17 protein-coding genes are annotated in these 18,056 nt (G+C 59.6%); 6 read left to right on the top strand and 11 right to left on the bottom strand.

What is annotated here, in order from left to right; translation table 11 throughout:
• Position 1: 1 nt before the first annotated feature.
• The 4 genes from PPRO_RS14010 to PPRO_RS13995 form a co-directional block, all read right to left on the bottom strand.
• Positions 2-442, bottom strand: a complete 441-nt coding sequence (locus PPRO_RS14010) for an EamA family transporter (protein WP_011736667.1) — start codon at positions 440-442, stop codon at positions 2-4.
• Complete coding sequence (gene hpnK, locus PPRO_RS14005) at positions 435-1,301, bottom strand: hopanoid biosynthesis-associated protein HpnK (RefSeq protein WP_011736666.1); 867 nt, start codon at positions 1,299-1,301, stop codon at positions 435-437. Before hpnK ends, PPRO_RS14010 begins: the two co-directional genes overlap by 8 nt.
• A gap of 22 nt (positions 1,302-1,323) precedes the next feature.
• Positions 1,324-2,754 (bottom strand): hopanoid biosynthesis associated radical SAM protein HpnJ, encoded by a 1,431-nt coding sequence (hpnJ, locus tag PPRO_RS14000; RefSeq protein ID WP_011736665.1) that lies wholly within the window; start codon positions 2,752-2,754, stop codon positions 1,324-1,326.
• Positions 2,755-2,940: 186 nt separating this feature from the next.
• Positions 2,941-3,345, bottom strand: coding sequence for a ComEA family DNA-binding protein (locus PPRO_RS13995; RefSeq protein ID WP_011736664.1), 405 nt, complete (start codon positions 3,343-3,345; stop codon positions 2,941-2,943).
• A gap of 211 nt (positions 3,346-3,556) precedes the next feature.
• Between PPRO_RS13995 and PPRO_RS13990 the strand changes: the two genes are divergently transcribed.
• Both PPRO_RS13990 and PPRO_RS13985 read left to right on the top strand, forming a co-directional pair.
• The gene (locus tag PPRO_RS13990; protein ID WP_011736663.1) at positions 3,557-3,931 is read left to right on the top strand and encodes a hypothetical protein; all 375 of its coding nucleotides are present in this window, start codon (positions 3,557-3,559) and stop codon (positions 3,929-3,931) included.
• A gap of 40 nt (positions 3,932-3,971) precedes the next feature.
• Positions 3,972-4,736: a DUF3108 domain-containing protein gene (locus PPRO_RS13985; RefSeq protein WP_011736662.1), complete on the top strand. Its 765-nt coding sequence runs from the start codon at positions 3,972-3,974 to the stop codon at positions 4,734-4,736.
• 425 nt (positions 4,737-5,161) lie between these two features.
• Here PPRO_RS13985 and PPRO_RS13980 read toward each other — a convergent pair whose 3' ends face one another.
• On the bottom strand, positions 5,162-6,376 hold the full coding sequence (locus PPRO_RS13980; protein WP_011736661.1) for an FprA family A-type flavoprotein: 1,215 nt from the start codon (positions 6,374-6,376) through the stop codon (positions 5,162-5,164).
• A gap of 401 nt (positions 6,377-6,777) precedes the next feature.
• On the opposite strand from PPRO_RS13980, the gene PPRO_RS13975 reads away from it, so the two are divergent.
• The 3 genes from PPRO_RS13975 to PPRO_RS13965 are packed head-to-tail and all read left to right on the top strand — an operon-like array spanning position 6,778 to position 9,087.
• The gene (locus tag PPRO_RS13975) at positions 6,778-7,506 is read left to right on the top strand and encodes a hypothetical protein (protein WP_011736659.1); all 729 of its coding nucleotides are present in this window, start codon (positions 6,778-6,780) and stop codon (positions 7,504-7,506) included.
• Entirely contained in the window at positions 7,503-8,477 is a 975-nt protein-coding gene (locus tag PPRO_RS13970) for a hypothetical protein (protein WP_011736658.1), read from the top strand. The genes PPRO_RS13975 and PPRO_RS13970 overlap by 4 nt, the downstream gene beginning before the upstream one ends.
• Positions 8,470-9,087, top strand: a complete 618-nt coding sequence (locus PPRO_RS13965; protein ID WP_011736657.1) for a hypothetical protein — start codon at positions 8,470-8,472, stop codon at positions 9,085-9,087. The genes PPRO_RS13970 and PPRO_RS13965 overlap by 8 nt, the downstream gene beginning before the upstream one ends.
• Here the strand turns inward: PPRO_RS13965 and PPRO_RS13960 are convergent.
• The 3 genes from PPRO_RS13960 to PPRO_RS13950 are packed head-to-tail and all read right to left on the bottom strand — an operon-like array spanning position 9,084 to position 11,747.
• A complete protein-coding gene (locus PPRO_RS13960) occupies positions 9,084-9,422 on the bottom strand; it encodes a YajD family HNH nuclease (protein WP_011736656.1) in 339 nt (112 codons plus the stop codon). The genes PPRO_RS13965 and PPRO_RS13960 overlap by 4 nt on opposite strands.
• Positions 9,423-9,426: 4 nt before the next feature.
• Complete coding sequence (gene cobC, locus PPRO_RS13955; RefSeq protein ID WP_011736655.1) at positions 9,427-10,035, bottom strand: alpha-ribazole phosphatase; 609 nt, start codon at positions 10,033-10,035, stop codon at positions 9,427-9,429.
• Entirely contained in the window at positions 10,032-11,747 is a 1,716-nt protein-coding gene (locus PPRO_RS13950) for a thiamine pyrophosphate-binding protein (RefSeq protein WP_083761271.1), read from the bottom strand. The genes cobC and PPRO_RS13950 overlap by 4 nt, the downstream gene beginning before the upstream one ends.
• A gap of 490 nt (positions 11,748-12,237) precedes the next feature.
• On the opposite strand from PPRO_RS13950, the gene PPRO_RS13945 reads away from it, so the two are divergent.
• The gene (locus PPRO_RS13945; RefSeq protein ID WP_011736653.1) at positions 12,238-13,062 is read left to right on the top strand and encodes a response regulator; all 825 of its coding nucleotides are present in this window, start codon (positions 12,238-12,240) and stop codon (positions 13,060-13,062) included.
• A gap of 47 nt (positions 13,063-13,109) precedes the next feature.
• Here the strand turns inward: PPRO_RS13945 and PPRO_RS13940 are convergent, their stop codons facing one another.
• The 3 genes from PPRO_RS13940 to PPRO_RS13930 form a co-directional block, all read right to left on the bottom strand.
• Positions 13,110-14,837, bottom strand: coding sequence for a hybrid sensor histidine kinase/response regulator (locus tag PPRO_RS13940; RefSeq protein WP_049759742.1), 1,728 nt, complete (start codon positions 14,835-14,837; stop codon positions 13,110-13,112).
• A gap of 36 nt (positions 14,838-14,873) precedes the next feature.
• Complete coding sequence (locus PPRO_RS13935) at positions 14,874-15,245, bottom strand: response regulator transcription factor (RefSeq protein ID WP_049759741.1); 372 nt, start codon at positions 15,243-15,245, stop codon at positions 14,874-14,876.
• 238 nt (positions 15,246-15,483) lie between these two features.
• Complete coding sequence (locus tag PPRO_RS13930; protein WP_011736652.1) at positions 15,484-17,973, bottom strand: HAMP domain-containing sensor histidine kinase; 2,490 nt, start codon at positions 17,971-17,973, stop codon at positions 15,484-15,486.
• Between the last annotated feature and the right edge of the window lie 83 nt (positions 17,974-18,056).

The following is an 18,056-nucleotide window of genomic DNA, read 5'->3' as shown; positions in this document are numbered from 1 at the left end:
TTCAGCCTCCGTGAGTAGAATCCGTCTGGGGAACCTCGATGTTAGCCTTGTTCTGCCGCTCTTCGCTGGTACTGGAAGAGGTGATCAGCATGACGCCGATGCATACCAGGATGATTCCCGTCCAGCGCAGTGGTGACACCTGCTCATGCAGCAGGTACTTGGCCAGGATCGCCACCAGAACATAGTTCAGCGCCTGCATGGGGAGGGCTATGGAGAGGTCCTCCCAGGAGAGAACGGCCAGCCAGAGGAAGAAGAAAACGGCCAGCATGGTGGTGCCGAGTATGAGCTTGGGGCTGGTCAATGCCTGCAGTGAAGCATTGATGATGCCTCTCAGGTTCATAGCCGAGAGATCCCCGATTTCCCGCATCCCCTTGGTCAGCAGGATGTCGCCGATGGTTCCGGCGGTTATGGCCAACAGCATGACAACGATCGTCTTAAGCATGATATTTTCTGTCTCCCCGGTAGCTTGTCAGTTCAATTTCCAGGTCGGTGAGTTTCTGTCGTACCCGTGGACTCATGAGGGCGGCCAACTCCTCCTGATGCCGGTAATCGGGCATGCGGCGGGTGATTTCCGCATCCGGCAGGCAGCCGGGGTGAAAATAGATCTCGGTCAGTCCCCGGTTCAGCCCGTCGAGGATGGCCAGGATATACCCCTCGGTCATGCGCCCCGAGTTGAGTACCCCCTTGACTTCCGCGGCATAGCGTATCCCCATCCGGTCGAGCGTTGGTCGGGCATGACGGGCCAAGGATCCGAAGATGAGGCGTTCCATCGCTTTTCCTGCCAGACGCTCCCGGTTGAAGCGCAGGTTATGGGTCAGGCGTTCCCGGGAGAGGCGAATGCTGGCGATGGCGTAGCGCGGCATCAGTTCGGTCAGCAGGGAGAACACCGTGGGGTGTAGATGAATGTTGAGGTGACCATCGATGTGCGACAGCGCAATCCCGGCGTCCCTGGCCCGGGCAAGCTGGGCCTCGATCTCCCGCTTGAGCTGGTTGCGCAATCCCCTGTCGAAGTAGTAGCGCATGCCGGCGGCCACCGGGTTGTCGGGAAAGTATCCCCGCTCATCCACCAGGCCCGGTATGGCGTCAGCCGGTAGCACCGAACGCCCTTGCACCAGGGTCAGGTGCAGGCCCACCTGCAGGCCGGGATTGCGACGACTAACATCCAGCGCCCCGTCAAAGGCCTCTCCCCCCGCCATGATCGAGGCGCTGGTTAGTATTCCGTTGCGCCAGGCCTGTTCGACCGCGCGGTTGACTCCGTCCGAGAGGCCGAAATCGTCTGAGGTGATAATGAGTTGCTTCATTGTTTCAAGGCGCGGTCGACCGCTATTTGCAGTCGCAGCGGGACTCTTTACGCTTGCGCATGTACTGCAGGTACTGTTTCCCTTCCTTGAGCAGCTTCCGGCGCTCCTCGCCGTCAACGATCATCTTGCCGATGCTGCGCAGGATGTATTTGGGGCGGAAGTAGAATTTATCGTAAAACTCCTCCACCGAGTTGAATATTTCGGCATTGGAAAGGTGGGGGTAGTTGATTACGCACTTCTGGTGGCCGCTGTCGTCCAGGAAGTTGTCCGAGGCGATCCAGCCTTGCTCCTTGCACATGGTGTAGAACTCAGTGCCGGGGTAGGGGGAGGCCAGGGAGGCCTGGATCGAGTTCAAGTCCAGTTGCTTGGCATAGTTGATGGTTTCAGCGATGGTTTCCCTGGTTTCCCCGGGTAATCCCATAATGAAGGCGCCGTGAATGGAAAGCCCCAGCTTCTTGCAATCCTTCACGAACTGGATGGCCTGCTCCTTGCTGACCCCCTTCTTGATATTCTTGAGTATCTGGGCGTTGCCGCTCTCGAAACCGACCACCACATGGCGCAAGCCGCATTCGCGCATAACCCTGAGCGTCTCGTAATCGGTATTGGCGCGGGCGTTGATGGTCCAGGATATACCCAGCGGCTTGATTAGGCGGGCAACCTCCCGGGCGTGCTCTCGGTTGGCGGTGAAGGTGTCGTCATCGAAGGAGAGTTCCCGCATCTCGGGTATGTTCTCGGTGATCCACTTGATCTCCTCGTAGACGTTCCGCGCTGAGCGGGTGCGCATGCGCTGGCCCGAAAAGGTCTGGGGCCAGAGGCAGTAAATGCACTTGGAGGGGCAGCCGCGACTGGAGTAAATGGATACGTAGGGATTCTTGAAGTGGGGTATCACGTATTCGCTGATCGGCAGGTCGCGGCGGTAGACAGGGGCAACGAAGGGGAGCGCGTCCAAGTCCTCGATCATGGGACGGTCGGGGGTGTGGACTGCCTTGCCGTCCCGCAGGAAGCTAATGCCGTCCACCCTGTCCCAAGGGCGCCCCTCGCACAGTTCCTTGGTGGAGTAGTCGAATTCTCCGCGGCAGACAATGTCGATGGCGCCCTTGCCGGCGCGCAGGGATTCTTCGGGCAAGATGGTGACGTGCGGTCCGGTCAGCACGGTTATCACGTCCGGTTTTACTTCCTTGATGCGCCGTGCGGTCGCAATGTCGATCATCAGGGTCGGGGTGGAAGTGTACATCACCACCATGTCGAAATCCCTGGCTATTTCCAGGCACTTTTCCAGGTCGAATTTCTGTACCGGGGCGTCAACCACGCGGCTCCCCTCGATCATGGCCGCCGGGAAGCAGAGCCAGGTGGGATACCAGAATGATGTCACCTCGCGAGAGGCCTGATAGCGCGCGCCAGCACCGCCGTCGAAGTCATCAAAGGTAGGGGGGTTTAGAAAAAGTGGTTTCATTACAGCTCCTTGTCTGCTCTTAAAACAGCCAGAATACTGATCTCATATGCTAAAGTCAAGATTTATGGGGGGCTTGCCCACCGGAACAGAGCGGAAAGAACCGCCGGACCTGTATGCCGGCACGAAAAAAGGGCGCCCGTTGCCGGACGCCCCTTTCGTGTCACCCCCCGTTTTAGGAGATACTATTTACTTCTTGGCTGGCTTTTTGGCGACGAGTTTGTATTTGACCGTTTCATAGACCGGAGCTGGCAGGATGTTACGCGTCTTGAGCTGGGACTTGTTGGCATAGGGGCGGCCGGCGATGATCTTGGCGGCATAGGTATCGCCCACCCCGGGAATCTCCCGCAGTTCGGCTTGGGTGGCGCTGTTGATGTCTACCTGGGCCGGTTTCGCGGCTTCGGTGGCAGCCTTTGTCTTTGCCTTTGTGGTGGATACGGCTGTTTTTGCGCGCGCCTTGGTGCTCTCAACCGTTGAGGTTGCCGCCCCCTTGACGTCGGGGGGCGTGACGGTGACATCCGCGGCGAGGGCGAGACTGGTGGACAGTAGGAGGGCCGCTGCTGACAGGATGGATCCGGTGATGTTTCTTTTCATGAAATTCCTCCTCTTATTCTGAGTGATGAAGCCTTGTTCATCTTTCTATCAGGCGTCGGACAGCTTGTCAATGCGGCTGCCTCGCATGGCGCCTTTGTTGTCCTGGCGAGCGATACGAATTTATTATCATGATTGCCCCGGATTATGATAAGTGAAGGTGGGGACGCACGCTTCAGACCGTCACTAACAATCCGTTGCGAGGAGATCAAGCATGAGTAACAAGAAACCCGAACTCACCTTCAAGTATGTTTTCAACTACGGCTACAACCCCACCTATGTCAACGGCGCCCAGGGAGGCTTCTCTCCGCGCGGAGAAATGGTGATCAATTTCTACCTTGAGCGTCAGCCTCTGCCTGAATCCATCAGCCACGAGATTACCCCCCAGGGCGCCATCGGACGCGAGACCGGTGTTGAGCCGGAGGATCTGCCGAATAGCATGGTGCGCTTCATCGATACCGGTGTGGTGATGAGCTACGAGAACGCCAAGGTCTTTCACGCCTGGCTGGGCGACAAGCTGCGGGAAGTTGAGGAGCTTCACAAGGCGCGCGCCTCCTTCGAGAATTCAGCGGCGGCTGGCCAGGCATAGTGCACGTCGGCAGGATCGGACAGTGACAAGGAGCAGGCTGATGCCGGCTAGATGCACTATGGTTGTGGCCATGACAGTCGTCGTTTCCGTCGTGCTGTTGGTGCTCTCCTCCACTGTGGGGGCTTTCCCCGTTCCCGAGCGGCTCGAATTCGAGATACGCTATGCCAGTATCCCGGCCGGGGCTGCGGTGCAGGAGGTGACCAGGTCCGGCCATGAGGTGCATATCGTCTCCACCGTCCGTTCCGCCACATGGTTGAAGCTGTTGTTCCCGGTGGACGATCGTGTGGAATCCATTCTGGCTCCAGCCACCCCTCCCCAGCTGTTCGGGCCGTCGCGCCTGTACAGCGAGCGTATCAGGGAGGGGTGGGCGCGGCGCCACAGGGATGCGCGTTTCGACCGGCAAAAGCATGAGGTCGTCAGCAGGGATTTTCTGAAGAAGAAGGAGACGCTCCAGCAGATCCCCCCCCAGACCCATGACCTGCTCTCCGGTTTTTTCCATCTGCGCATGATTCCGCTCCAGGTTGGAGAATCTCGGTTTATCGAAATCTTCGACTGCGAGAAGACCTGGAACACCGAGGTGCAGGTGTTGCGGCGGGAAGAGATCTCCACGCCCCTGGGGCGCTTCAGGACGATCGTGATCAAGCCTCTGCTGAAGACGCCGGGCATATTCAACCGGAGCGGAGACATGTTCATCTGGCTGACCGACGATGACCGGCGCATACCGGTGCAGATGAAATCAAAGGTGCGGCTGGGGAGTGTCACGGCGATACTGGTGGGGGGCTCCTACTGGCCGGAGAAGAGGTGATCCCGCTCCCTCTGGCAAGGATGTACCCTCATTGGTCAGGTTTGGCCGCACCGGGGTAACCGGTGGGACAGAGAAGCTCAAAGGCCGGTCTCCGTGTACCCATGGATTCCGGCCTTTGTGTCTCGATGAAGCCCGCGCCTTGACGAATCGGCATTGTGCTCTATTGATTTCAGGCGGTAACGGAATCACGGCATGCGGCGGTTTTCGCATGACGCTGACCGGATACGAGGGTGGGGAGGAGGCGCTTCATGGCGTTACGCGTAGCCATCAATGGTTTCGGCAGGATGGTGAATCTGCTCAGGTTCATCGCTGGGAAGAGTTGAGGCGGGGAGCGCGGCACCTGATGTGCCGCATACGGTCACATGAAAATGGCGCCCGCACATAAAGTGCGGACGCCATTTTTCGTGCCGTTTCAATCGGGCGCGTTAGAAACCGCTGTGGTACTCCTTGAGCCTCTTCGCGAAGTTCTGGCCGAACTCGTAGCACTTCTCCTCGTCCTCGACCGAGGGTTTGAAGACGAACTGCAAGCCCGGTTCAAAGGGCTCAAGGCCCATCTTGGCGAAGACCTCGTAGGCCTCCTTCACCGCGCCGCCGCCCCAACCGTAGCTGCCGAAGGCGCCCACCAGGCGGTTGGTGGGACGCAGGCCGCGCAGGTGGGTCAGGCATTCCGCCACGCTGGGGTAGAGGATGTTGTTGAGGGTGGGGGAACCGAAGAGGGTGCCGCGGGCTTTCCAGAACTCCTTGATGACCACGTTCATGGGGGTGGCGCGCAGTTTCAGGACCCGGCAGTCGACCCCTTCGCTGCGGATGCCGTCGGCGATGGGGTTGGACATTATTTCGGTGCTCTTCCACATGGTGTCGTAGACGATCAGGGCGCGGAGGTCGGCCTTGCTGGTTGCCATGGCCACATAGGAGTCCAGGACCCGCTGGGGATTCTTGCGCCAGATGACGCCGTGGTCCGGTGCAATGATCTCGGGCTGGATGCCCAGTTTCTGAAGGTCGCCGACCTTTTCCAGGATCAGCTTGCCGAAGGGCATCAGGATGTTGGCGTAGTAGTCGATGACCGCATCGTCCAGCACGGCCGGGGAGACGCACTCGTCGAATTCGTCGTCGAAGCGGGCCGAGGAGGCCACGTGCTGGCCGAAAGCATCCTGGCTGAAGAGAATGTTTGCCTCCGGGCAGAAGGAGACCATGGAGTCGGGCCAGTGCAGCATGGGGGTTTCGATGAAGACCAGTGAGTGCTTGCCGATCTTGAGCGTGTCGCCGGTCTTGACGATGTTGAATTTCCAGCGGGAGGTGTCGAAGAAACGGTCCAGCCCCTTCTTGCCGCGTGCCGATATATGGATGGTCGCATCGGGAGTCAGTGCCATGATGTCATCGATGCTGGTGACGTGGTCGTTTTCGATGTGATTGATGACTATGTGTTTTATCCTGGCAGGGTCGACGATATTTTTGATCTGTTTGATGGTGATGTCGGAGAAGTCGTATTTCACCGTATCGATCAGGGTGATTTCCTCATCCATGATCAGATAGTTGTTGTAGGAGGTGCCGCGCGGCGTCTCATAGCCATGAAAATCGCGTACCGACCAGTCAATTGCGCCAACCCAGTAGATGTCCTTTTTCAGTTCGACAGGCTTCATATGTCCTCCTTGTCAGGTTGTGATGTGTCTCGGAATGTGCAATGCGTATGGCTCGGGTGCATTGTTTGTGTCAACGTATATCCGCTCTCGTTGCTCGCCAATGGCGAGCGGTGCGTTTCATGGGGTGGACTATAGGATAAGCTTTGCTCATTGTCAAACTGATTTTGGATAAAAATTATCTTTTTTGTCGTTCTTGAGGGGGGTGAGTTGCGCGCCTTGCGGCAAATGGGCTCGGGACTCTTTTTGAGGTTGTTTTGCCGCATGCAGGTTTGGTATCAATGCATGGTCTATTTTCCTGAATGCTTTCAGGCGGTAGTTTCCCCCTGTGTGGGGTAATATCCTATGAATGATTCTTGCCTGCTTCCGGCCGGTTTTGCTATGGCCGGCCCGGGGAGTGAACGATGAACGTTATCTGCCCCCGTTGCGGCGCCCGCCAGGTGCTGCAATCCGAGACCCGTTTCTATTCCTGTTCCTACTGCCGCTCGACCTTCGCGGTGGCGGGAGGCAGGCGTGTGGCAGAGTACCTGGCCGATATCCGGGCTGACGAACGTTCTGCCTGGAGCGTTTTGACCGACCACCTGGAGCAGGGGGGGCATCGCTCCGCTGTCCAGCGCGGCCAGTGCAGTACGGTTGTCTGCCCCTTCTGGCTGGTACGAACGAAGGATGGCGGAACGCTCTTCCGGCCCGCCGCTGCCCTTGATGCCCCGCTGTTGGAGAGCGTCAGCCTGCCGGGGTGCGACCTGGTTCCCCTGACCGACAACTCGTCATATGTGGCGCCCGACCAGCCGCTGGAGCGGGTTCTGGAGGCGGCCCGGATCTCTCCCGGTGATGGCTGGGTTTCGCTGGTCCATCTCCCGCTGCAACTGCTGGAGTACAGGGTTGATGGCGTCGGCTACCGTTGCACCGTTGTGGTGGCCGATTGGAAGCTGTACGCCGATGCTCTGCCCCCCCTGGAATCAACGACGCTTCCGCTCACGCGCATCCGCTTTCTTGCCGTCTACGGGGCGCTGCTGCTGGTGGCGGCCGTGACTATCCACCAGCACCTGATCAGGGGAGCGGTATTCGCCCTCGTGCTGGTGGCTGCCTGGCTGCTTGGCCGGCGGATGGTTTCGGCCGAGGCTTCTCCATGAGCGCCACGGTCGCCATCATCTGTCCGGAGTGCGGCTCCCCCCTGGATTTCAACGAGGGTGCCCGCACCGCGCTCTGCCCGGCCTGCAAGGCCTGCCTGGCCATCAGCGGTGAGGCGGGGATAACTCGTTTCGTCATCCCTGAGCGTCTGGATGAGGGGGAGGCGCGCAGCAGCGCCAGGAAATTCCTGGCCGACGAGCGCATCGACAGGGGGTTCGCCGGCTCCATAACGTATGGCTCTGGACAGCTCTACTTCCTTCCGTTCTGGAGATTGACCGGTGTCGCCTGCGGCTGGCGGCTCACGGAAAAGGAAAACGCGGTCCAGGAGGAGGGTGTTGACGAGGATGGCGTCAGGCGCAGCAGGCGGGTGATGGGGCAGCCGGTCAGGGAACTGGAGGTGGTCAGCCGGCATGTGGACTACAGCACGCCGGCAGCCAGCCTGAAGGGCTTCGGCCTCACGGGGGTGGCCTTGGCCGCGGCGGTCCTGCCCTTGCGGGGGGTGAACTTCGAGGAAATGTCCAGTCGGGGAGTAGTGGTCGATGCCGTCAAGCAGGCCGGCCAGGTGCGGGACGAGGCACTGGCTACGGCCCGCGGCCAGGGAGGGGGGCAGGGGGTGCTGCGGCAGGACGTGCGAATCCGCCTGGCCCGGGAGCGTCTCTCCCTGGTTTACTATCCGGTCTGGCGTCTGGAGTTCGAACACCATGACCGTATCTATCCGGTTGTGGTGGACGGGATCAACGGATCGCTGTTCAAGGGACGTTTCCCGGGAGCGGTTAGGGTGCGGCTGTTCTCCCCCCTGGCCCTGCTGGCTTTTGTCGCCTATGCCTGGAGCATCCACCCCCTGGTGGGTACGGCGGCAACAGCCATCTGCGCAGCCATGGTGCGGCGGACCCTGGGCAGCCTGGCTCCCCAGCGGCTCCTGTGCTATTTCGCGGGGTGGCTGGAGCGGGGAGAGGAGGTGAAATGTGGCTGACCACGATCTCATGATTTTGCCGCTCACGTGTCCCGGCTGTTCAGCCCCTCTCCAGGCAACACCCCGGGAGGTGGTCTATTATTGCCGGCTCTGCCGCTGCGCGGCGGAGTTGTGCGGCAGGGAGACCAAACCGCGCTCCATGCTCCATGCCGCCGGAAACGGTGACCTGTTCCTTCCTTTCTGGGTGGCGCCGTTCTCCTTCCAGTCCGCCGGGGTGACGGTCGGGACACGGGGGGAGTTTGCGCGATTCAGCGGCAACATCCTGCGGGAAGGGGCGGGGGCTGATTCTCCCAGCCTGCTCTTCCTGCCCGCCTTTAGCCTGCAGGCGCCGCAGGTTATCAGGATCGGGCGGCAGATGACCCTGCGGATGCCGCTGTTGCGCGGTGCCTCCCAGGCGCCGGAACGGATCGGGGAGATCGAGATGGCCGAGTGCGATGTGGAGCCCATGGCCGAGGCTGTGGTCGTATCGGCGCTGCCTGAAGAGCGGAGGAAGAGTTTTTCTTTCATGAAGGAGTTCCGCGTGACCATCGGTACTCCCCGGCTCTGCACGATTCCCTTCCTGTCGCGAAACAGGAAGTGCTACAGCAGCGAGCTTAACCTTGAATTCTAGCGCGTGTGCGGCTTTTCCGCCGATTCCAGGTAGTCGCCCAGGAGTCCGCGCGAATGCTCGTCGTCGTGGCAGTGGTTGCAGAGATTCTCCCAGTTGCTTCCGTCGGGAGGGTTGTTGTGGTGGTTGCCGTCCCGGTGGTGCACGGTCAATTGATTGATGCTGGCGGCGTCGAACTGGCGACCGCACCTGGCGCAGACCGGGCCATGGATCTTCAGCGATTTCGTGCGGTAGTTGCTGTTGTTCTCCACCTCGCCCCGCATGCGCCGTAAAAGGGCGTCTGCCTCCGCTGCGCTGGGGAGCTTCACCGTTCTGGGGCCCCGCGATCTTCCCGCCATGTCCCTACTCCTGTGCGTTCAGCAGTTTCACTGTGGACAGTCCGTCGCCATAGTAGTCGATGATGTTGTGGCAGCCGAAGTTCTGCTCGATGTTGAACATCCCGCTCAGTGGCGCGCCGATGGCGTTGAGCAGGATAATACGGTTGACGCCGCCATGTGCCACCACCAGCAGTTCCTCTCCCCGGTGCCGCTCAACTATCTCGGCCATAAGCGGCATGACGCGCGCCTGCACATCCAGCAGGTTCTCCCCCTGGGGTACCCGGTAGTTGACCAGGTCCGCCATCCTGTCCTGCCACTCTTGTGGCCAGCGCTGGTTGATCTCGTCCCAGCTCAGTCCTTCCCAGATGCCGATATGCAACTCCCGCAGCTGGCTGCAGCTGACCGGCTGGATGCCGAACCTGGCGCAGATGATGTTCGCACCGATAACGCAGCGCGACAGGTCGCTGGTGTAGCAGGCGCTGATCCGTCTGTCTGCCAGGCGCTCCGCCAGGCGCTGGTACTGGCTGATGCCCAGTTCGGTCAGGGCCACGTCGGTCTGGCCGTTGTAGCGCGGCTGATCATGCCCTACCACCTGGCCGTGGCGGATGAGGTGCACGCGGGTGGTGGAGGTCACGCTTCCTCCCGTTTGCTTATGTAGGGTCCCAGGATCATGTCCTTGTACCCCTTGCCCTGGGGGATCAGCGGATAGATGGTCTCCTCCCGGTCGGTGACGATCTCCAGGAAGCAGGGGCCGTCGGCGGCCAGAAACTCATCCAGGGCATCCTCCAGGTAGGGACGGCTGAGAACCTTTCGGCACCAGCCGAAGCCGCATTCCCGGGCGATGTGGGCGAAGTTGGCGTCGAAGTCACGCTCCGAGGCGGTGTGCTGGCCGTCGTAGAGCGCGTCCTGGATGGACCTGACCATGCCGTCGGCGTGGTTGTTGATCAGGAGCACCTTGATCGGGATATCCAGGGAGCCGATGGTGTGCAACTCCCCCATGTTCATCTTGATGCTGCTGTCGCCGTCGATGGCGATGACCCGCGCTTCCGGGTTGGCGAAGTGCGCACCGATGGAGACCGGCAGGGAAAAGCCCATGGTGCCGAAGGCGCCGGAGGTCAGAAATGATCGCGGCTGGGCGGTCTTGAGGTACTGGGCCGCAAGCATCTGGTGGTTGCCCACGCCGGTGGTGATGATGGTCGTGTCGGTCAGTCGCTGCGACAGCAGGTCCATGACCTCGGCGGCCTGGATCATGCGGGCCTCGCGGTTGCAGGTGAGGGGATAGCTGCGCTTCAGCTTGGCCGCCTCTTCCTGCCAGGGGGCGATGTCCAGGGTCACCTGGTGATCACGGGCGTACTCCACCAGATCCTCCAGCACCGTGCGGGCATCGCCGATGAATGAGAACTTGGGGTTGCGGGTGACCCTGACCTCCTGCATCTTCTTTGCGTTGATGTCGATGTAGGCGATCTCTGCGGTTAGCCCCGATTCTCCCACTTTCTGCACCACCCGGTCGTTCCAGCGCACACCGAAAGCGACGAACAGGTCGGTGCGCTGGATGGCCATATTGGCATAGGGGGTGCCGTACATGCCGAGCATGCCCAGGGAGGTGTCCAGGGACTCGTCCAGGATCCCCTTGCCCATCAGGCTGTTGATGGAGGGGATGTTGAACATGCGGTTGAATTCGCGGATCCTGTCGCTGGCGGCCCGGGAGTTGAGCCCGCCGCCGATGTAGAGCAGCGGCCGTTGGGAGCGCTGCAGCAGGTCGAAGAACTGCTGGCACTGGTTGATGCCCAGGTGGGACTCCTGGTCGTACTTGTAGCGGAATAGGTCGATGTCGATGCCGCGGTAGACTCCGGTCCTGCGCTGGGAGTCCAGGGGGAAGTCGATCACCACCGGTCCCGGCTTGCCCGTCTTGGCGAAGAAGTAGGCGTCCTTGACCGTCTCCTCGATGTCGCTGATGTCGGTGATCTGGATGACCTTCTTGGCTGCCCTGGCGAATACGTCCTTGACGTTGATATGCTGGAACTCGTCGGTGTCCAGCCGGCTCTGCTGCACCTGGCCGGCGAAGACCAGGAGCGGGATGGAATCGGCGAAGGAGTCGGCCACGGCCGTGAGGGTGTTGGTGATGGCCGGCCCCGAGGTGACCACCGCTACTCCCACCTTGTCGCTGGCACGCGAATAACCGGCTGCGCTGAAGGCGCAGGACTGCTCATTGGCATTGACGTTGATGGCCAGGGAACTCTTGCCCATGGCGTGGAAAACCGGAAGGATGGCGGCGCCCGTGTACCCGAAGATGCGGCTGACCCCCAGGTCCTCCAGGCTCTTGACCATTATTTCTGCACCCGTCATTGTCTGCACCGTGGGTTACTCCTCGTGTCTGTTGGGATGACTGGAATTTCGAAAACCCAGTCTTAGCATATTTTTCAGTCGCGGTCCATGCGGCGATGCGCTGTTCCGCGAACAAAAAACGATGTATCTGATCGGGTTATGCGTATCAAGTGTGACATGGTCGCTCTCGTTTGGGCGACGCACGTTCCTGTGCCACCGCGCGAAAACGGAGATGACTTCCGCCTGCTGTACGGCGATCCCTTTCGTCTCAACTCCAACCCGGATATCTGGCGCTGGGTGTGCTGCACCAAGGCTACGCGATGCCTCTCGTATAGCGTCACCTTCTGGTGATTACCGGCTTGACGGTTTTTCCTCGAAATTCTATGGTGTACTGCCGGTCAGGTTTCGTTCCTCATCAAGGCATCCCCTGCTGGTTTTTATCAGCAATTCGGTTCATTCTATCTTTAAGTCGATCTCAGCTTGCATGGCTCTGGACACGCGGAGCATTTCAATGAAACAGTGGAAAAAACTTGGTCATATCCTGATCGAAGAGCAGATACTGACTCCTGTTGCCGTGGCGAGGCTGCTCGCCATCGCAAAACGGCACAATACGCGATTCGGATGGACTCTCGAGGATTTGGGACTTGTTACGGGTGATGAACTGGCCAAGGCTCTTGCGCGCCAGTTCGAACTGAGACGGGTCACCAATCTGGTGAACGGCTCCTACAGTCAGGAGCTGCTGAACACATTTACCGTCGAGTTTGTGCTCGAGCAGGTGGTTTTCCCCCTCAAGCTCGAAGACAAGGTGCTGGTTGTGGCGGTTGCCGACCCAACCGACTTGAAGACACTGCACAATTTCGGAGCGAATCATGGTGTGCAGATCATGCCGTGCGTTGCAAGCCGCAGGGAGATCCATGAAGCTATCTGCACATTCTATCTTGGAAAAAACATTCAGGAGTCCAAACAGACAACGGTTCTCGTTGTGGACGATGACGTGCTTATCCAGACAATCCTGAGAGATATGCTCAACAGTCATGGATATCGCGTCGTAATCGCCAAGGATGGGATCGAAGGCTTCAGGGAGACGATTGCCTGCAGGCCTCAGATCATTCTTACCGACAAGGTGATGCCGAAGCTGGATGGGTTCGCACTGCTCAGTTCTCTCAAGGCAATCCCCGAGTTCAGAGCGATTCCGGTCATTCTGATCAGCGACAAGATGACCGATGATGACGAAGCGCGGGTTTTCAGGATGGGGTTTTTCGATTACATCCCCAAGCCGATCAAGGAAATTACGCTCATATCGCGGATCGAGCGGGCTCTGGGGCGTTACGAATAGGCAAGGGGGCTGAGCGTGGAACCGGACACGGCCGTCCCGTCTCCTGGTCATCCCGGGCAGTGCCGCCCGTCAAGTATGGAGCGCACCATCTGAGACAGCTCCTGAACCGTGAACGGTTTCTGGAGAAAACCGTTACAACCCAGTTCGAGCATTTCAGCGGCCTGACTGTCGATGCTGTAGCCGCTGGAAAGCAGTACAGCCACCTTCGGGTCGATTTTCTTCATGGCTGCATAGGTGTCATAGCCGCTGAGTCCCGGCATGATCATGTCGAGGACGACCAATCCAATCTGCTCCTGATGCCGCTGGTAGAGGGTAAGAGCCGCGCCGCCGTCGCTGGCCGTCAGAACGGAGTAGCCCAAAAGCCATAACATTTCCTCGCCGATTTCCAGCACCAACGGGTTGTCATCGACCAGCAGGATCGATTCCGATCCGCCATTCACGGCAGCGGGTCTCTCTTCCATAACCGTGATGCTCGTCGCTTCTACGGTGGAGACGGGTAGATAGATGGTAAAGGTGCTCCCCTTGCCCTTGCTGCTGTGAATGTTGATTGCGCCGTTGTGATTTCTGATGATGCCATAGGCCGATGCCAGGCCCAGGCCGGTACCGCCGCCCATTTCCCTGGTTGTGAAGAATGGCTCGAAGACCCGTTTCCGAGTGTCTTCGTCCATGCCGATGCCGTTGTCCGCTATGGACACATACGCATAGCGTCCGGGGGGGAGGCCCAGGCGGACGGTTTCCTGTTCGGATATTTGCGCATGACCGCAGCGCAGGGTCATGATACCGCCGCCGGGCATGGCCTGAGCGGCATTGACGAAAATGTTCAGGAACACCTGCTCGATCTGTGTCTGGTCGATGTCGACAACGACCGGTTGGTTAGCCTGTTTCCTCTGGATGACAATTTCCTGCCGGGTGCGTTGAAACATGGCGCAGGTCTTGGTCAGGATCTCCCAGATGTTCAACGCCTTGACGTCATACTTGCCGCCGCGGGCGAAGCCCAGCAGCTGGCCGGTAAGCTTGGTGGCGCTTCGCACCATTTCCTCAATCCCCGTCAGCCGCTTGCGGTGCCGGGGATCGAGTTCCTGCTCGTGGAGCATGAGCGAGACATAGCCCTGGATGCCCATGAGAATGTTGTTGAAGTCGTGGGCGATGCCACCGGCCAGCGTGCCGATGGCCTCCATTTTCTGCGCCTGGAGGAATTGAGCCTGGAGCAGTTCCCGCTCCTCCTGGATGCGTTTGTGCTCGGCCATGTCCTCGATAACGATGACTGCTTCCTTGCCGTCCCATTCGTGGGGGGGGCGCGACACGCTCAGGCGGCAGGCGAATTCGGTACCGCCTTTCTTCCGGCAGACATATTCCCTGCTGAAGCTGCGTTGTCCCAGCAGGACCTGGTTGATGTTCCGGCTGATTTCCTCGAATTCCTCGTTATCGCGGTAGAGAACCCTGGTGCTGGCACCGATCAGTTCCTCCGGCAGCCAGCCGAATACATCGGCCGTTGAGTCATTGGCAAAGATGATAACCCGCTCCCGCAGGCCTAAGACCGCGTGGGGGATGGCATCGAGGATCGCTGATTTCTGCACTTCCATGGCCCTGAGCGTCGCTGCCGCTTCCTGCCGCTCCCTGATCTCCTCCTTGAGATGCTGGTTGGCCCGGTTGAGTTCGGCGGTCCGTTCCCGGACCAGTTCTTCCGCCTGTTCCTGCATGTCCTCAAGGCTGAAAATGTACTGCTGGGTCAGGCGCCGCTGATTCTCATCCTGTGCGGTTTGGTCATTGCTCATCGCTATCCGTCCTGTTGCCTTGGTGGTGGAGTGGGGTCAGGTGGTTTCGAACGCCCGGAGTTCGGCCAGAATGTCCGGAAAGCTTACCGGCTTGCACAGGTATCTGTCGGCGCCTGCTTCCAGCCCCTCCCGGATTTCGGCAGGCTGCGCCTTGGCGGAGAGCAGCAGGATCGGGATCGTTGCGGTCCGCTGGTCGGCCTTCAGTGTTCGACAGACCTCGGTGCCGGTCAGTCTCGGCAGCTTCACGTCCATGAGGATTATGTCCGGAAGCAGTGAAAAGGCCAATTCCAGCGCTTTCTCTCCGTCTTCCGCGACAGATACCGAATAACCGAGTTTGGTCAGTTTTCTCTGTAGATACGAAGAGATTGATGCTTCGTCATCAACCACCAGGATTGTTTCAGTTGCCATGAAGAGGTTCCTTCCGTGCCGTGTGTCTCTTGTGATACGAGTCGTTACAAAACCTGGGCAAAACCGAACTGAATAGAACATGGATGACGCGGATGACGTATCTTCTTTTCATTCTTTTGTTTGATCCGCGCGAATCCGCCTGCATCAGATGTGATCCGCGTTCTATTGTCTTTGATTGATTCTTGTTTGGTCCCGTTTTTGCCGGTTTAGGGGGTGCAGGTTCAACGCATTGGCGTCGTTATGCTTCTCTTGGCGCCGATAAGGGCAGTGTGACCACGAATAGCGCTCCCTTCCGCTCGCCCCCCAGGGAGAAGTTGGGGAACCGTTCCGCGGCAAGCGGGCTTGTGCACTCGATGGTTCCGCCATGCATTTCCACGATCCCCTTGCTGATGGCCAGGCCAAGGCCGGTGCCGCCAACCTTGTGGGACATGATGCTGTCCGCCTGGAAGAATTTCTTGAAAATCTCCTGGGTTGCCCAGGGCGGCACGCCGTAGCCAGTGTCGGCCACCGTCAGCCTGATGGTTTCTCCCGCCAGCTCTCCGCCCAGTTCGATAGCGCCGCCATCGGGGTTGTATTTGATGGCGTTACTCAAGAGGTTGATCATTACCTGGGTGATCCGGTCCCTGTCAACGGTCAGCAGCGGTAAGCCGGACTGCAGGTTCATGGCGACGTCGTGCCCATGCTCCCGGGCCAGGTCGGCCAGCGCGGCGATAGTGGTGTCGATGACCTCGTCCACCGCTGTCGGTTTGACCAGCAGCTCGACCTTGCGCGCCTCGATGCGCGACAGGTTGAGCAGGTTTTCCACCAGGCGCATGAGTCGCTCGATCCCCTGTCGCGCCACCTGCAGGTCCTCCCGCACTTCATCGTCGATTGTCCCCGAGTATCCCTCCATGATGCCGGAGATGCTGAGCAGCATGGCCTGGATGGGAGTCCGCAGTTCGTGGGAAGCGATGGTGACGAAGTCCGACTTCATCTTGTCCAGTTCGGCTATGGATCTGGCCATCTCGTTGAAGGTCGTCGCCAGCTGGCCGATTTCATCCTGGGATGTTACCGGAATGGTTTGCTCCAGGTTCCCCCTGCCCATGGCCCGGGCGCCGTCGGTCAGCAAACGCAAGGGCTTAGTGATGCCGAGGCTTAAGGCCACCGCCATTGCCGAGACGCCAAAACCGGCCAGGATCATGATCAAGGACATGATCTTGCGGTTACTGGCTGCCTTCTCGTTGATGAATGCCTGCACACGGGCGTTCTTTCGTGCCATCTCCTGGCCTGAACGGGCAAGCAGCTGCTTTATTTTTCCTTTGGTGATCGTGGCATCCCTGTGGAAGTCTTCCACATTGGCGCCGATGGTTACATAGCCGAAACCGCGCCGGCTCTGCCCGTACTGTCCGGTATAGTAGGGGATCGTCGCATGGGTGGTGAGTTTCCACAGTCCGCTCCAGAGGAGGACAAATGAGCCGGAGCCGCCGTCTTCCGTTCCCGCGTGCCACCCCTCGCACTGGGGGGCGGTATCCAGTATCCGGCAATCCAGGGGAATCCGGCCTCTGCGGATCTGTTCCGCCGCCGGCTGCTTCTGGTGGGAGAAGTTCCTGAATGGGGGGAGAAGTTCGGTGAAGGCCTCCAGGGAGAGTCCGCTCCGCTTGTATTCGTCGTAGGTCTCCTGACTCAGCCAGCCGGGTATTTTTCGGCCTGTGTCGGGATCATAGCCGCAGATGAAGAAATCCCGCGCATGGGCGATGCTCCGGTCCCGGTGGTCCCAGATGAAGGCATAGTTGCCCGAGCCGCCGTCGGACAGCGCCGTGAAGCGTTCCTCGGTCGGAACAATATGGTCGGTGAATTCCATGACATGGACGTGGTCGAGGGCCATAGTGACATAGCCGGTTTTCTGGCCGCGAGCATCGAAATAGGGGGTGGCCCAACGTATGATCCCCCTGAATTTTTCCCCCTGGGGATTTTCCCGGCCTGCATGGGCGCTTCCCGGCCTGACCCTGATTCCCTCCGCCGTGTTGTAGATCCAGCCCGGCACGTAGGCGCCGATCACATCGGAAACGTAAATGTCGCCCCTGTTCAGCTTGTTCAGCTGTTGAAAATACTGCTCGGCCCTGCAGTAGGTGTTCTGCGGCTTGCTCACATCCACAAGGTCGGCGGATATGCGGCCGTCCCTGATCTTTATGCGCTCCTGCCCCTGCAGATCGATGAAGCTGATCTCTCGGTAGAGCGGCTTTGCCTCTTTCGGGAATTGTACGGGTGGCGTGTGCCGCCATTGCTGAAGGTTCTCAGGGTTGGTCGGCTTGACCGGCATGGTCCTGCTGCCGGAAACTCCGCCGCGGGCGGGACCGGTTACGATCACCCCCCGCTGTGCCGCCCGGTAGATGTTCAGGTAGAGTTGTGCATCGGGGACGATCAGGGAGAGTGTCAGGATGTCCTTGTCCCGTTCCCGGAGGAAATCGGCGATACGTGAAGCGATCTCCACGGTGCGCAGTTCGATGGCTTCCGTTGCCTTGCGGTCAAGAGCCCGCACGCTGTCGGCAATGGACATGGCGCCCAGGTCCCTCGTGCTGCGCAGATGCTCGTTCCCCATCAGCTCGGCCTGCTGCGCCGCCTGGAGCGCGGTGTTACTCAAGTTCCTGTTGCCCAGGTAGCCAAGGATCAGCAGCGGGATGAGCGCAATAACCAGGAATGCGGACAGAATCTTCGCCAGGATTCCGAAGGTGGGGAGTCTGAACTGCATCAGCGGCCTCACGTGCGATGTAATCGGCTGCCTGGCATCTCTTGCCCGGCGAGCCATCGGGGCGCAATCAGCCGCGGCGATAC

The sequence above is a fragment of the Pelobacter propionicus DSM 2379 genome (assembly GCF_000015045.1).
In the GTDB taxonomy this organism is placed as follows: Bacteria; Desulfobacterota; Desulfuromonadia; order Geobacterales; family Pseudopelobacteraceae; genus Pseudopelobacter; species Pseudopelobacter propionicus.
This window is presented reverse-complemented; position numbering and strand designations above follow the sequence as displayed.

What these genes read in the sequence shown, in the direction of transcription:
- PPRO_RS13940 (WP_049759742.1), bottom strand. Translation starts at nt 14,837, where the DNA reads ATGAGCAATGACCAAACCGCACAGGATGAGAATCAGCGGCGCCTGACC.
- PPRO_RS13995 (WP_011736664.1), bottom strand. Translation starts at nt 3,345, where the DNA reads ATGAAAAGAAACATCACCGGATCCATCCTGTCAGCAGCGGCCCTCCTA.
- PPRO_RS13985 (WP_011736662.1), top strand. Translation starts at nt 3,972, where the DNA reads ATGCCGGCTAGATGCACTATGGTTGTGGCCATGACAGTCGTCGTTTCC.
- hpnK (WP_011736666.1), bottom strand. Translation starts at nt 1,301, where the DNA reads ATGAAGCAACTCATTATCACCTCAGACGATTTCGGCCTCTCGGACGGA.
- hpnJ (WP_011736665.1), bottom strand. Translation starts at nt 2,754, where the DNA reads ATGAAACCACTTTTTCTAAACCCCCCTACCTTTGATGACTTCGACGGC.
- PPRO_RS13945 (WP_011736653.1), top strand. Translation starts at nt 12,238, where the DNA reads ATGAAACAGTGGAAAAAACTTGGTCATATCCTGATCGAAGAGCAGATA.
- PPRO_RS13975 (WP_011736659.1), top strand. Translation starts at nt 6,778, where the DNA reads ATGAACGTTATCTGCCCCCGTTGCGGCGCCCGCCAGGTGCTGCAATCC.
- PPRO_RS13970 (WP_011736658.1), top strand. Translation starts at nt 7,503, where the DNA reads ATGAGCGCCACGGTCGCCATCATCTGTCCGGAGTGCGGCTCCCCCCTG.
- PPRO_RS13980 (WP_011736661.1), bottom strand. Translation starts at nt 6,376, where the DNA reads ATGAAGCCTGTCGAACTGAAAAAGGACATCTACTGGGTTGGCGCAATT.
- PPRO_RS13935 (WP_049759741.1), bottom strand. Translation starts at nt 15,245, where the DNA reads ATGGCAACTGAAACAATCCTGGTGGTTGATGACGAAGCATCAATCTCT.
- PPRO_RS13930 (WP_011736652.1), bottom strand. Translation starts at nt 17,973, where the DNA reads ATGCAGTTCAGACTCCCCACCTTCGGAATCCTGGCGAAGATTCTGTCC.
- PPRO_RS13960 (WP_011736656.1), bottom strand. Translation starts at nt 9,422, where the DNA reads ATGGCGGGAAGATCGCGGGGCCCCAGAACGGTGAAGCTCCCCAGCGCA.
- PPRO_RS13950 (WP_083761271.1), bottom strand. Translation starts at nt 11,747, where the DNA reads ATGACGGGTGCAGAAATAATGGTCAAGAGCCTGGAGGACCTGGGGGTC.
- PPRO_RS13990 (WP_011736663.1), top strand. Translation starts at nt 3,557, where the DNA reads ATGAGTAACAAGAAACCCGAACTCACCTTCAAGTATGTTTTCAACTAC.
- PPRO_RS14010 (WP_011736667.1), bottom strand. Translation starts at nt 442, where the DNA reads ATGCTTAAGACGATCGTTGTCATGCTGTTGGCCATAACCGCCGGAACC.